Origin of the sequence: Streptomyces sp. NPDC090442 (genome assembly GCF_044769405.1) — a bacterium.
Taxonomy (GTDB): domain Bacteria; phylum Actinomycetota; class Actinomycetes; order Streptomycetales; family Streptomycetaceae; genus Streptomyces.
Window position 1 is genome coordinate 1 of record NZ_JBIVXW010000127.1, and the last position, 12,596, is coordinate 12,596.

Annotated in this window: 10 protein-coding genes; 5 read left to right on the forward strand and 5 right to left on the reverse strand. The window is 75.3% G+C overall.

The window, feature by feature from the left end; all coding sequences use genetic code 11:
- Positions 1–100: 100 nt before the first annotated feature.
- A complete protein-coding gene (locus tag ACIQU6_RS42465; RefSeq protein WP_403487700.1) occupies positions 101–781 on the reverse strand; it encodes a TetR/AcrR family transcriptional regulator in 681 nt (226 codons plus the stop codon).
- Between the two features lie 119 nt (positions 782–900).
- Here ACIQU6_RS42465 and ACIQU6_RS42470 point away from each other — a divergent pair, with 119 nt between their 5' ends.
- Positions 901–1,671 (forward strand): SDR family NAD(P)-dependent oxidoreductase, encoded by a 771-nt coding sequence (locus ACIQU6_RS42470; protein WP_403487702.1) that lies wholly within the window; start codon positions 901–903, stop codon positions 1,669–1,671.
- A 135-nt stretch (positions 1,672–1,806) separates the two neighbouring features.
- Here the strand turns inward: ACIQU6_RS42470 and ACIQU6_RS42475 are convergent, their stop codons facing one another.
- A complete protein-coding gene (locus ACIQU6_RS42475) occupies positions 1,807–2,880 on the reverse strand; it encodes a DUF3533 domain-containing protein (protein ID WP_403487704.1) in 1,074 nt (357 codons plus the stop codon).
- A 185-nt stretch (positions 2,881–3,065) separates the two neighbouring features.
- Here ACIQU6_RS42475 and ACIQU6_RS42480 point away from each other — a divergent pair, with 185 nt between their 5' ends.
- Together ACIQU6_RS42480 and ACIQU6_RS42485 are read left to right on the forward strand one after the other, a co-directional pair.
- On the forward strand, positions 3,066–6,593 hold the full coding sequence (locus ACIQU6_RS42480; protein ID WP_403487706.1) for a DNA polymerase III subunit alpha: 3,528 nt from the start codon (positions 3,066–3,068) through the stop codon (positions 6,591–6,593).
- Positions 6,590–7,630: a hypothetical protein gene (locus tag ACIQU6_RS42485; protein ID WP_403487707.1), complete on the forward strand. Its 1,041-nt coding sequence runs from the start codon at positions 6,590–6,592 to the stop codon at positions 7,628–7,630. Before ACIQU6_RS42480 ends, ACIQU6_RS42485 begins: the two co-directional genes overlap by 4 nt.
- Here the strand turns inward: ACIQU6_RS42485 and ACIQU6_RS42490 are convergent.
- Complete coding sequence (locus ACIQU6_RS42490) at positions 7,621–8,331, reverse strand: pyridoxamine 5'-phosphate oxidase family protein (protein ID WP_403487709.1); 711 nt, start codon at positions 8,329–8,331, stop codon at positions 7,621–7,623. The genes ACIQU6_RS42485 and ACIQU6_RS42490 overlap by 10 nt on opposite strands.
- A gap of 342 nt (positions 8,332–8,673) precedes the next feature.
- Here ACIQU6_RS42490 and ACIQU6_RS42495 point away from each other — a divergent pair, with 342 nt between their 5' ends.
- Positions 8,674–9,531, forward strand: a complete 858-nt coding sequence (locus ACIQU6_RS42495; RefSeq protein ID WP_403487711.1) for an esterase/lipase family protein — start codon at positions 8,674–8,676, stop codon at positions 9,529–9,531.
- 61 nt (positions 9,532–9,592) lie between these two features.
- On the opposite strand, the gene ACIQU6_RS42500 is transcribed toward ACIQU6_RS42495, so the two are convergent.
- Positions 9,593–10,885 (reverse strand): APC family permease, encoded by a 1,293-nt coding sequence (locus ACIQU6_RS42500; RefSeq protein WP_403487713.1) that lies wholly within the window; start codon positions 10,883–10,885, stop codon positions 9,593–9,595.
- 80 nt (positions 10,886–10,965) lie between these two features.
- On the opposite strand from ACIQU6_RS42500, the gene ACIQU6_RS42505 reads away from it, so the two are divergent.
- Positions 10,966–11,433, forward strand: coding sequence for an Lrp/AsnC family transcriptional regulator (locus tag ACIQU6_RS42505; RefSeq protein WP_274916528.1), 468 nt, complete (start codon positions 10,966–10,968; stop codon positions 11,431–11,433).
- 34 nt (positions 11,434–11,467) lie between these two features.
- On the opposite strand, the gene ACIQU6_RS42510 is transcribed toward ACIQU6_RS42505, so the two are convergent.
- Positions 11,468–12,439 carry a lytic polysaccharide monooxygenase gene (locus ACIQU6_RS42510; RefSeq protein WP_403487715.1) on the reverse strand — a complete coding sequence of 324 codons (972 nt, stop codon included), beginning with the start codon at positions 12,437–12,439 and terminating at the stop codon, positions 11,468–11,470.
- Positions 12,440–12,596 lie beyond the last annotated feature (157 nt).

Consider the following 12,596-nt stretch of genomic DNA (forward strand, 5'->3'; position numbering starts at 1 on the left):
CGAAATGTCCCCATAGCTCCGCTATGAAGACATCCCGGCGCCTTGCGATCGCACGCACCAGACGCCGCTCCTTCCTCCACGGAGATCCGTCAGAAACGCCCTAGGGCGCGCCCTGCCCGGCGCCCCCGAAGTCCCCCCGGCCGTCCGGGCGTTGGTCGAGTTCGGGCAGGCCCGCGGTGAGCGCCCGCATGCCGCGGGCCACCAGCTCCGCGGGGCCGTGCGGCCCGTCCGCCCGTGCGTCGCCCGCGGCCCACTCCTCGACCGCGACCCGCATCGCGGTGTTCGCCGCCGCCGCGGCCAGCCGCACCTGGAGCCGGCCGGCGCCGGTGAGCCGTGCCAGGACCGGGCGCAGCGCCTCCTCGGAGTCGTGGTGGACGCGGTGCCAGACCGCGCGCAGCGCCGGGTCGTCGGGCATCGCCCGCAGCAGCCCGCGGGTCCAGCGCAACGCCTCGGCGGCTCGCTCGTCGGTGGGGGTCAGCGCCCGGCGGGCGGCCCGCTCCAGCGCCGCGCGGGCGGGCGGGGCGTCCGGCCCGGCGGTGGCGGCCGCCAGGTCGTCGATCCACTGCCGGACGCCGACGGCCAGCAGCGGGGCCACCGCGTCCTCCTTGGTGCGGAAGTACCGGTAGAAGGTGCGCAGCGCGACGCCCGAGGCGCGGGCGATCTCGTCCGCGGTGACCCCGGGGCCGCGCTCCGCGAACAGGGCGGCCGCGGTGCGGGCGATCTCCAGCTGGGTCTCGGCCTTCCGGCGCTGAGTGAGGGAGGGGCGGTGTGCGGTGGGCATGCGCCCAGCTTACGGAGCGTGTGCCTGATCGGCACCTCATGCGAATGTGGCACAACGTGCCAAGTGGGCGTACGGTGCGGGCATCGCCCCCCTGAGGCACTTCACGAAGGAGCAGCACCATGAACCGCTTTGACGGACGCCGCGCACTGATCACCGGGGCCGGCTCGGGCATCGGACAGGCCACCGCCCACCGGATCCTCGCCGAGGGCGGCCGGGTCGTCGCGGTGGACGTCGACGAGGCGGGCCTGGCGGCCACCGCCGAGCGGGCCGCCGCGGACGGCACCGCCGACCGCCTGCAGACCGCGCCCCTGGACATCTCCGACGAGGCCGCGGTGCGCGCCGGCGCGGCCGCCGCGGTGCAGCGCCTCGGCGGGCTGGACGTCCTGGTCAACGCGGCCGGCATCCTGCGCTCCGCGCACACCCACGAGACCACCCTGGACTTCTTCAACAAGGTCATCTCGGTCAACCTCACCGGCACCTTCCTGATGATCCGCGAGGCGCTGCCCGCCCTGCTGGAGGGCCGGGCCCCGGTGATCGTCAACTTCAGCTCCACCTCGGCCTCGTTCGCGCACCCGTACATGGCGGCGTACGCGGCGAGCAAGGGCGGCATCCAGTCCATGACGCACGCCATCGCCAGCGAGTACAGCAAGCAGGGGCTGCGCGCGGTGTGCGTGGCGCCGGGCTCCATCGCCAGCGGGATGACCACCGGTCGCGGCCCGGGGCTGCCGGAGGACGCCGACATGAGCCTGTTCGTGAAGCTGGCGCCGGCCCTCGGCCGGGGCTTCGCCGGCCCGGAGACCGTCGCCGGCGTGATAGCCATGCTCGCCTCGGAGGACGGCGCCTTCATCACCGGCACGGAGATCCGGATCGACGGCGGCACGCACATGTGACGGCCGGCATGGCCGGAAGGCGACGGCCCGCAGGGGAGCCACCGCGGGCCGGAGCGGGAGAATGGGCGGCGCCCCGTGCGTGCCGCGTCGGGAGGGGCGTGGCAGGCACGGGGCGCCGTCGTGCGTCGGGTCGGTTCAGGCGGGCAGTCGCTTCCCGCCCTCGGGCGCCGGCCCGCCGCTGCGCTCGTCGGCCGTGCGGTGCAGCGTCGCCAGGAGGACGGTGACCAGGGTGCCGCCCACCGCCCAGGCGGAGAGCACCAGCAGCGGCCCGGTCAGCGACTCGCCCTGGAAGTAGGTGATCGAGCGCGCCGCCCAGGTGCCGGCGCCCGGCGGCAGCGCGGGCCCGATCGCCCGCCAGAACGGCGGCAGCAGCGGATAGGGGTAGGCGCCGCCCGCGCTCGGGTTGCCGAGGACCACGATCAGCAGGATCGCCAGGCCGATGCCGATGATGCCCAACAGCCCTTGGAAGGCAAGGGTGGTGGCACCCACCGCGAAGACCACCAGCGCGCCCAGCCCCCACAGTCCGAAGAGGCTGCCGGGCAGCGCCCCGAGGACCGGGCCGACCACGATCGCCCCGGCCAGCCCGGCGGCGATCGAGTACAGCGCCAGCGCGGCGAGCCGGATGACCGCCCGCGGCCCGTTGGCCGGGCGCGCCCCGGCGCTGATCGCCAGGATCGCGGCGCAGAGGTAGCCGCCGACGCACCACCCCACCACGAGGTAGAAGGACGACAGGCTGCGGCTGTCGCCGGCGCCGGTCGGGAGCACGTCCTCGGTGCGGACGGTCCGGTGCTGCTCTGCCTCGGCCGCCGTCACGACCGCCTCGACCGCCTGGGAGAGCGCGGCGCCGCCGCCGCTGGCGACCAGCAGTCGGTCGGTGGTGCCACGCGGGTCGAAGAGCAGCGCGGCGTCGATCTCGCGGTCCGCGAGCTGGCGCCGGGCGACCGCCTCGGAGGCCGCCGGGCGCGGGTCCAGCGGTGCGCCCGGGAGCCGGTCCAGCTTGCTCACCAACTCCCCGCGGACCTGGGCCGGGGCGACCACCGCCAGCGTCATCCGGTCCGGCTTCGGGTGGTGGAAGGCGCCGGTGTACGACGTGATGAACGCGACCATCAGGCCCAGCACCCCGATCACCAGGAGCGCCGCCCGGGTCGTCACCGCGCTCTTCACCTCCCCGACGAAGGTGAGGCGGGTGCCGTCGTCGCTCGTGGCCATGCGCCGCTCCGTTCTGGGTTCGCAGCTGTTCCACGGGCTTTATATCCGTTTTGGTCGATATCTCCCGGTCGGTGGACCCCCTGGGCGTGTGTTCGTACGGGTGTTCGAGAAAGGCGTTATGGTGGAGGAAGTGAAACAAGGGACGCGAATACAGCCGGGGGGCGTATGAGGTGCAGGAGGTGCGGATGCCCGGGTTCACGCATCTGCACACCGCTTCGGGCTTCTCGCTGCGCTACGGCGCCTCCCACCCCGAGCGGCTGGTCGAGCGCGCCGCCGAACGCGGCCTGGGCGCCCTCGCGCTGACCGACCGGGACGGGCTCTCCGGCGCCGTCCGGTTCGCCAAGGCCGCCGCCGAGGCCGGCGTCCGCCCGCTGTTCGGCGCCGAACTCGCCGTCGCGGACGGGGAGTCGGCGCCCCGGCCCGCCGCCCGCCCCCGCACCCCGGTGCGGGGCGGCGCCTTCCTCGACGAGTCCGCCGCCCGCGCCGTCTTCCTGGCCCGGGACGGCGCGGCCGGCTGGGCCGCGCTCTGCCGACTGGTCTCCGCCGCCCACGCCGACCGCGGCGAGCGGCCCGTCCTCCCGCGCGACGCCCTGGAATCCGCCACCGACGGGCTCACCGTCCTGCTCGGCCCGGACTCCGACGTCGGCCGGGCGCTGGCCGCCGGCCGCCCGGACCGCGCCGCGCGACTCCTCGCCACCTGGCGCGAGCGGTACGGCGACGCGCTGCGCCTGGAGGTCGTCGACCACGGGCGCACCGGCAGCGGCCCCGGCTCCCTGCGGCTGGCCGCCCGCACCCTCGGCCTCGCCGTCGACCAGGGCGTCCACGCCGTGCTGACCAACGCGGTCCGCTACGCCGACCCCGGTCAGGGCCCGATCGCCGACGTGCTGGACTCCGCCCGCCGCCTGGTGCCGGTGGACCGCCGCCGCCCCGAGACCTGGGACGGTGGCGAGCGCTGGCTCAAGGGCGCCGACGCGATGGGCCGCACCGCCGAGCGGATCGCCGAGGCGGCCGGCTTCCGGCGCGACCTCGCCCACCGGCTGCTCACCCTGACCGAGGAGACCGCGGGGGAGTGCCGGGTGGACCCGCGGGCCGACATCGGGCTCGGCCGCGTGCACTTCCCCGAACCCCGCCTCGTCGGCGCGGAACACCGCACCGCCGCCCGGGTGTTGCGCTCCCGCTGCGCCGCCGCGATGGTGCTGCGCGGTTACGACCGCGACCGCGCCTACTGGACGCGGCTCCACGACGAGCTGCGCACCATCGAGCGGCTCGGCTACCCCTCGTACTTCCTGACGGTCGCCCAAGTCGTCGACGACGTACGGAAGCTGGGCATCCGGGTCGCCGCCCGGGGCTCCGGCGCCGGGTCCCTGGTCAACCACCTGCTGGGCATCGCGCACGCCGACCCGGTCGCGCACGGGCTGCTGATGGAGCGCTTCCTGTCCGCGCGGCGGGCCGCGCTGCCGGACATCGACATCGACGTGGAGTCGGCCCGCCGGCTGGAGGTCTACCGCGCGATCTTCGACCGCTTCGGCGCCGAGCGGGTGGCGACCGTCTCGATGCCCGAGACCTACCGCGTCCGGCACGCGGTCCGCGACGTGGGCGCCGCCCTCGGCATGGACCCGGCGCGGGTGGACCGCCTCGCCAAGGCGTTCCCGCACATCCGGGCCCGGGACGCCCGCGCCGCGCTGGCCGAGCTGCCCGAGCTGCGCGGGGTGCGGGAGGGCGCCGACGAGCGGCTGTGGCAGCTCGTCGAGGCGCTGGACGCGCTGCCCCGCGGGATCGCCATGCACCCGTGCGGGGTGCTGCTCTCCGACGCCACCCTGTTGGACCGCACCCCGGTCGTGCCCACCGCCGGCGACGGCTTCCCGATGTCCCAGTTCGACAAGGAGGACGTGGAGGACCTGGGGCTGCTCAAGCTGGACGTGCTGGGCGTGCGGATGCAGTCCGCGATGGCGCACGCGGTCGCCGAGCTCGGCCGGGCCACCGGGACCCGGCTCGACCTGGACGACCCGGCGCAGGTGCCGCCCGGCGACCCGGCCACCTACGACCTGATCCGTTCCACCGAGACCCTGGGCTGCTTCCAGATCGAGTCGCCCGGCCAGCGCGACCTGGTCGGCCGGCTCCAACCCGCCACCTTCCACGACCTGGTCGTCGACATCTCCCTCTTCCGCCCGGGGCCGGTCGCCGCCGACATGGTGCGGCCCTTCATCGAGGCCCGGCACGGCCGGCGGCCCGTCCGCTACCCGCACCGCGACCTGGAGGGACCGCTGCGCGAGACCTACGGGGTGGTGGTGTTCCACGAGCAGGTCATCGAGATCCTGCGGATCATGACCGGATGTCACCGGGACGAGGCGGACGAGCGGCGGCGCGCCCTGGCGGACCCGGAGAAGCAGGGGCGGGTGCGCGACTGGTTCGCCCGGCGGGCCGCCGCCCGCGGCTACGCCCCCGACGTCATCGCGCGCACCTGGGAGATCGTCGAGGCGTTCGGCGCGTACGGCTTCTGCAAGGCGCACGCCGTCGCGTTCGCCGTGCCCACCTACCAGTCCGCCTGGCTCAAGGCGCACCACCCGGCGGCCTTCTACGCCGGGCTGCTCACCCACGACCCCGGGATGTACCCCAAGCGGCTGCTGCTCGCGGACGCCCGGCGGCGCGGGGTGCCGGTGCTGCCGTTGGACGTGAACCGGTCCGCGGTCACCCATCGGATCGAACTGGTGTCCGGTAACGGGAGCGCCCCGGACGTCTGGGGGCTGCGGCTGGCCCTCTCCGACGTGTACGGAATCAGCCAGGTCGAGGCCCGGCGGATCGCGGACGGCCAGCCCTACCGCTCGCTCCAGGACCTCTGGCAGCGGGCCCGGCCCGGCCGCCCGGTGACCGAACGCCTGGCCCGGGTCGGCGCGTTGGACGCCTTCGGCGCCAACCGGCGGGACCTGCTGCTGTACGTCGCCGAACTGCACCACCACGGACGGACCGCCCCCGGCGGGCAGTTGACGCTCCACGCCGACCAGGAGGCGGGGGAGGTCGAACCGGTCGAGCCGGCCGGGCTGCCCGACCTCACCGACGTGGAGCGGCTCAGCGCCGAGCTCGGCGTCCTCGGCATGGACGCCTCCCGCCATCTGATGGCCGACCACCGGGAGTTCCTCGCCGAACTGGGCGCGGTGCCGGCCCGGTTGCTGCGGGGTGCCCGGCACGGCGAGACGGTGCTGGTCGCCGGCGCCAAGGCGGCCACCCAGACGCCGCCGATCCGCTCCGGCCGCCGGGTCATCTTCACCACCCTCGACGACAGCACCGGCCTGGTCGACTGCGCCTTCTTCGACGACAGCCACGAGGCGTGCGCCCGCACCGTCTTCCACTCGTGGCTGCTGCTGGTGCGCGGAGTGGTGCAGCGGCGCGGCCCGCGCAGCCTCAGCGTGGTCGGCAGCGCCGCCTGGAACCTCGCCGAACTGGCCGAACTCCGCCGCACCGGCGGCCTGGAGGCGGTCACCGCCCACCTCGCCGCCACGCCGGAACCGGACCGCACGGCGCCCGCGACCGCGCCCGACGGCGCCCCGGCGGACGGGCCCGCCCGGGCGCCCGAGCCCTCCGGCGCGGGCCCCGGCCGCACCCTCCGCCTGGAGACCGGCTACGAGCTGCACCCCTGGGCGGACCTCCAGCCGCCCGGCGAACGCGCCGCCACCGGCCGGAAGTTGTGGCACGCCAGCCCCGGGAGCGCCGGATGAGCCGCCCCGGTGCAGGCACGCTGTACCTCCGCTTCCGGACCGCCGCCGGCGAGCCCGTCGACGCCCGGCAGTACGAGCAACTGCTCGGACTGCTGGGGCAGTTCACCCCCGTCATCCAGGCGCTGCCGCCGGACGCCGCGCTCGCCGACGTCCGCGGCGCCCTGCGCTACTTCGACCGGGACGCGGCCGGCGTCGCCGCGCTGATCCGGCTGCGCGCGCTGGCCTGGCACGGCGTGCGGTGCACCATCGGCGTCGGCGGCACCCCGCAACTGGCCCGGTTGGCCGCCCAGGACGCCCCGCCCGGCGGGATCCGCGCCGTGCCCGCCGACCCCCGGGCCGTCGCCGCCTTCCTCGACCGCCGGCCGGCCGCCGCGCTGTACGGCGTCGGGCCCGCGGCCGCCCGCGCGTTGTCCGCCTACGGGCTCGACAGCGTCGGCAAGATCGCCGCCGCGCCGCCCGTCACCCTCCAGCGCATCCTGGGTGCCCGGGCCGGCCGGGCGGTCCTGGAGCGCGCCCGCGGCATCGACCGCACCCCCGTCACACCCAACGCGGCCGCCCGCTCGATCGCCGCCGAACACTGCTTCGCGCACGACGAGTTGGACCCGGACCGGCGCCGACGGGCACTGCTCTCGCTCGCCGACGAACTCGGCGCCCGGCTGCGGGCCTCCGGGCAGGCGGCCCGCGCGCTCACCCTCACCGTCCGCTACGCCGACCGCTCCACCACGACCCGCACCCGGCGGCTGGACGCACCGACCGCACACGGCCCCGCGCTGACCACCGCGGCCTACGCACTGCACACCGCGCTCGGCCTCCAACGGGCCCGGGTGCGCGCGCTGGCCCTGCGCGCCGAGGACCTGTGCCGCGCCGAACGCGCCGCCCGCCAGCTCACCTTCGACGCCGCCGACGACAAGGCGCACCGCGTCGAGGCGGCCGTCGACCGCGCCCGGGCCCGCTTCGGCACCGCCGCGGTGCGCCCCGCGGCCGCCCTCGGCCCCTCCCCGCGGCCGGTCCGGCCGCCCCGCCGCGCTCAGCCGTAGAGCCGCTCCGCGTACCGCGGGCCGTAGTGCTCCTCCAGCGCCGCCAGCGGTACGTCCTGGGCCTCAAGCTCCCTGACCATCCGGGCCCTTGAGGGCAGCGCCTCCGGCCGCCAGCTCTCCGGCTCCCACAGCTCCGAGCGGAGCAGCGCCTTGGGGCAGTGCGAGAAGACCTCCTCGATCTCGACCAGCAGCGCCAGCCGCGGGCGGTGCCCCTTCACGACCAGTTCGTCGAAGAACGGGGCGTCGCGCAGCAGTCGGGCCCGGCCGTTGATCCGCAGGGTGTCGCCCCGCCCGGGCAGCATGTAGAGCAGTCCGACGCGCGGGTTGACCAGGACGTTCCGGAAGCCGTCCACGCGCTTGTTGCCGGGGCGGTCCGGGATGACCAGGGTGGTGTCGTCCAGGACGTGGGTGAAGCCGGCCGGGTCGCCCTTGGGCGAGACATCGCAGCGGCCGGTCGCGTCCGCGGTGGCTATCAGGCAGAACGGCGACTGCGCCAGCCACTGCCGGTCGAGCGCGTGCAGCCGGTCGCGGGTCTTGTGCGCGGCGTGGTGGCTGGGCTCGCCGACCAGCGCCCGCAACTCCGCCTCCGAGGAGACCTCCTCGATCCCCGCCAGGACGTCCGGCGCGGGCGCCGGCTCCCCCGGGGCCGCGCGCCCCCGATCGCCGGCCGCCTCCGTCGGTCCGTCCACCGTCGCGTCCATGGTGTCTCCCCTCGTCACCTCGCCCGGACGCCCTGGTCGATCCGGTGCCCGAGGCGTTTTCGACCCTACGCGACGCCACTGACAGCCCGGCCCGGCCGGCGGCGTCCGGACGGCCGGCCGACCGGACCGACCGTCATCTCCGCGGCACGCAACCGGCGTTGCGCACCCGGCCGTGCGGTGCGGATCGGGTACGCGTTCCTTCACCGTCACGCCACTGGTACGCCTTGCTTACCCGCTCGTAACTTACTTGGCAGTCACCACGTTTGGTCCTTGCGATCCGGATCGCAGGTGAACGGCTCACGAGCTCTTCGTCAGTCCCCCTCACCCCGCAAGGAGCACCGCATGAAACAGCGTTGGTCGAGACTGCGCGCCCTCGTCCCGGTCGTCGCCCTGGCCCTGGGCCTCACCGCGGCCCCCTCCGCTGCCGCTTCCCCCACGACCACCAGCGGCTGGAACGACTTCTCCTGCAAGCCCTCCGCCGCGCACCCCCGGCCCGTCGTCCTGGTCCACGGGACCTTCGGCAACTCCGTCGACAACTGGCTCGGCCTCGCACCCTACTTGGTGGCCCGCGGCTACTGCGTCTTCTCCCTGGACTACGGCCAACTCCCCGGCGTCCCGCTCTTCTACGGGCTCGGCCCCGTGGACGCCTCGGCGCAGCAACTCGCCGGCTACGTCGACCGGGTGCGCTCCGCGACCGGCGCGGACAAGGTGGACCTGGTCGGGCACTCCCAGGGCGGCATGATGCCGCGGGTCTACCTGAGGTTCCACGGCGGCGCGGACAAGGTGCACACGCTGGTCGGGCTGTCCCCCGACAACCACGGCACCACCCTCGACGGGCTGACCAACCTGCTCGATCTCTTCCCCGGCGCCAAGAAGTACCTCGACACGTTCACCCCGGGGCTGACCGACCAGGCCGTCGGGTCCGCGGTCCTGGGCCGCCTCAACGCCGGCGGCGACACCCTCCCCGGCATCCACTACACCGTCATCGCCACCAAGTACGACGAGGTCGTCACGCCCTACGCCTCGGGCTACCTGAGCGGCCCGGACGTCCACAACGTCCTGCTCCAGGACCTGTGCCCGGTCGACCTCTCCGACCACGTGGCCATCGGGACCGTCGACCGGATCGCCTTCCACGAGACGGCCAACGCGCTCGACCCGGCCCACGCCACGCCGACCACCTGCGCCTCCGCCGCCAGTTGAGCGGTGCCCGGCCCGCGGTCGGCGCGTGGGCCGGGACCGGGGCCGGGTCGCCCGCGGTCGTTCAGCGGGTGGCCCGGCCCGTCCGACGCAGCGTCAGGAAACCGTAGGAGGCGGCCGCCAGCACCACCGGGATCAGCAGCAGCCACCCGGAGAAGGCGAGCACCCCCACGGTCAGCAGCGAGCTGGCCAGCCCGCCGAACCACAGCGGGGTGCGCCGGGGCAGCAGTACCAGCGCGGCGATCAGCCCCGCCAGGGTCACCGCGGCCAGACAGGTGGCGGTGGCCCGCATCAGCAGGTCCAGGTCGGCCGCGCCGACCGCGGCCGGCACCGCCAGCGCCGCCGCCACCACACCCAGTACCGCCAGGGACCGGCGCGGCACCTCGCCGGGCTCGCCGCCCTTGGCCAGCCAGCGCGGCGCCGCGCCGTCCCGGCCGAGCGCCGCACCGAGCCGGGAGGCCCCGGCCAGATAGGAGTTGACCGCCCCGAAGGTGAGGAACACCGCCGCGGCGGCCGCCACCGGGCGGGCGGCGGTGCCCACGCTCTGTGCGAGCAGCGCGGTCAGCGGGGTGTCGGTCTCCGCGGCGGCCGGGCCCAACGCCCCGATGGTGGTGACCGCGAGCCCCAGGTAGAGCACGGTGATCACGGCGAGCGTGCGGCGGGTCACCCGCGGCAGGTCGCGCGCCGGGTCGGCGAACTCGCCGGAGAGGTGGCTGGCCGCCTCCCACCCGGCGAACGCGAAGAACAGCACCGCCGCCGCCGACCCCACCGACGTCCAACCGCCGGGCAGGAACGGGGTGAAGTGGTCCGCGGACACCCGCGGCGCGGCGGCCACCACCGCGCACAGCAGCACCGCCGCCAGCAGCCCGCCGAGCAGCAACTGCACCCGGCCCGACATCCGCAGCCCGACCGCGTTGGAGGCCAGCGACCCGGCCAGCACCACCGCGCCGACCGCGGCCGCCCCGCCCTGGCCCCAACCGGCCGCGTCGGCCACGTACGTGCCGCCGATCCAGGCGGCCGAGACCACCCCGAGCGGCACCGCCCCGTAGAACCACCAGCCGACCGCCGCCGCGGCCCGCGGCCCGATCGCCCGGTGCACGAAGGTGGCGACGCCCCCGCCGTCGGGGTGCTTCGCGCCCAGCGCCGCGAACGACGCGGCCACGGGGACGCACATGGCCAGCAGGACGACCCAGGCCAGCAGGGAGGCGGGGCCGGCCGCGGCGGCGGCCAGTGACGGCAGGGTCAGCACGCCGGGACCCAGGACGGCACCGGCGCACAGCGCGGTGCCACTGCCGATCCCCAGGCGCCGTACATCCGGCCGTGCAGAAGGGGCGAGCGATGTTTCTTGTACGGTCACGGCCGCAGACGCTAATAGGAACGTTGATCAAATGGTGGTGTCTCCGAATAACATTCGGCGAGTGCCGGCACCATGGGGGCATGGACGACATTGATTCGGCGATTGTCCGCGAACTGCAGCGCGATGCACGGCAGACCAACCGCGAGCTGGCCGGCAAACTGAACATCGCCCCCTCCACCTGCCTGGAGCGGGTCCGCGCGCTGCGCGCCCGCGGAGTGATCACCGGCTACCGCGCGACGGTGGACCTGCGCGCCCTCAACCGCCCGGTGCAGGCGCTGCTGACGGTCCGCATCCGGCCGATGAACCGGGAGGTGATCGAGCGGTTCAAGGCGTTCCTGACCTCGCTGCCCGAGGTGCTCAACGTCTATGTCGTCGCGGGCGGCGACGACTTCCTGGTGCACGTCGCGGTCCCGGACGTGGACCGGTTGCACGCCCTGCTGATGGACCGGATCTTCAAGCGCCGCGAGGTGGTGGACTGCCGCAGCTCGGTGATCTACCAGCACGTCGCGGGCGACGTCATCGAACCGCTGCCGCCCGCGCGGTCCTGACGGACCGGCGGGCGGCGGTGCGCGGTCGGGCGGCTCAGCCCTGGCGGACGGCCCGGCGGCGGGCCACGGCGAACAGCACGCCGGCGCCGAGGGCGACCACCGTGGCGCCCCCGATGGCCAGCGGGGCGGTGCTGCCGTCGCCACCGGTCTTGGCCAGGTGCTTCCCGTCGACCGGGGTCGCCGCGCCGTCCGGGTGCGCCCCGCCCGCGCCGTTGCCGGCCGCCGGCGCGTCCTGGCCACCGGTACCGGTCATGGCGTGGTCGTGGTGGCTCATGTCCATCGAGGACCTGTCGGCGCCGGCGGCGATCTGACGGTCGGTCGGCGCGGACGCGGCCGGTGCGGGCGTCGAGGCGCCGCCGGCGCCGCCGTTGTCCTTGCCGAAGACCACGTCGGAGCAGGTGTAGAAGGCTTCCGGGCTGTCCGAGCGCTGCCAGATGCTGTAGACGAGGTGGCGGCCGGAGCGGGCGGGCACGGTGCCGTCGAAGACGTAACTGCCGTCGGTCAGCGTCGGGTTGGTGACCTCCGCGAACGGCTTCGCCTCCAGGTCGGACCACTTCAGCGGCTTGGTCGGGTCGTAGCCGTCCTTGGTGAGGTACAGCGCGAAGGCGCCCTTGTGCGGGGCGGTCGCCTTGTAGCGGAAGGTGTGCTTGCCGGCCTTCATCGGGGTGGCCGGCCAGTCGGCGCGCGGCAGGTCCAGCCCCTTGTACTCGTCGTTGCCGGCGCTGCACAGCTTGCCGTCCGGGATCCGCTGCCGCGACTTGCCGCCGGCGTTGCCGTCCCGCACGGCGTTCCAGTCGTAGAGCGCCTGGGCGCCGCCGACCTGCACCGCGGCCTTGCACGCCGCGGACCTGGGGTTCTCCGGGCCCTCCGCGTAGCAGGCCGAGACCCGGCTGACCGGGTCCGACATCGACCCGTGTGCGGCGGCCGGGGTCGCGGTGAGCACGGTGAGCGCCAACGGGGCGAGGCCGAACAGCGCGATCCCGGTGGCCGTGCGGCGAGCGGTCATCGTGGGGCTCCTTCATCGGGGCGACGGTTTCGGGGGGGGGGGGCCCCCCCGGGGGGCCCCCCCGGGGGGGGGGGGGGGGGGGGGGGGGGGGGGGCGCCCCCCCCGCGCCCCCACAACTAAAAAGTACACTACGCGTTTGCTGCTATGGTGTTGAAAA

Bases quoted from the DNA above. Each gene is read 5' to 3' on its own strand.
- ACIQU6_RS42465 (WP_403487700.1), bottom strand. From the start codon at position 781: ATGCCCACCGCACACCGCCCCTCCCTCACTCAGCGCCGGAAGGCCGAG.
- ACIQU6_RS42470 (WP_403487702.1), top strand. From the start codon at position 901: ATGAACCGCTTTGACGGACGCCGCGCACTGATCACCGGGGCCGGCTCG.
- ACIQU6_RS42475 (WP_403487704.1), bottom strand. From the start codon at position 2,880: ATGGCCACGAGCGACGACGGCACCCGCCTCACCTTCGTCGGGGAGGTG.
- ACIQU6_RS42480 (WP_403487706.1), top strand. From the start codon at position 3,066: ATGCCCGGGTTCACGCATCTGCACACCGCTTCGGGCTTCTCGCTGCGC.
- ACIQU6_RS42485 (WP_403487707.1), top strand. From the start codon at position 6,590: ATGAGCCGCCCCGGTGCAGGCACGCTGTACCTCCGCTTCCGGACCGCC.
- ACIQU6_RS42490 (WP_403487709.1), bottom strand. From the start codon at position 8,331: ATGGACGCGACGGTGGACGGACCGACGGAGGCGGCCGGCGATCGGGGG.
- ACIQU6_RS42495 (WP_403487711.1), top strand. From the start codon at position 8,674: ATGAAACAGCGTTGGTCGAGACTGCGCGCCCTCGTCCCGGTCGTCGCC.
- ACIQU6_RS42505 (WP_274916528.1), top strand. From the start codon at position 10,966: ATGGACGACATTGATTCGGCGATTGTCCGCGAACTGCAGCGCGATGCA.
- ACIQU6_RS42510 (WP_403487715.1), bottom strand. From the start codon at position 12,439: ATGACCGCTCGCCGCACGGCCACCGGGATCGCGCTGTTCGGCCTCGCC.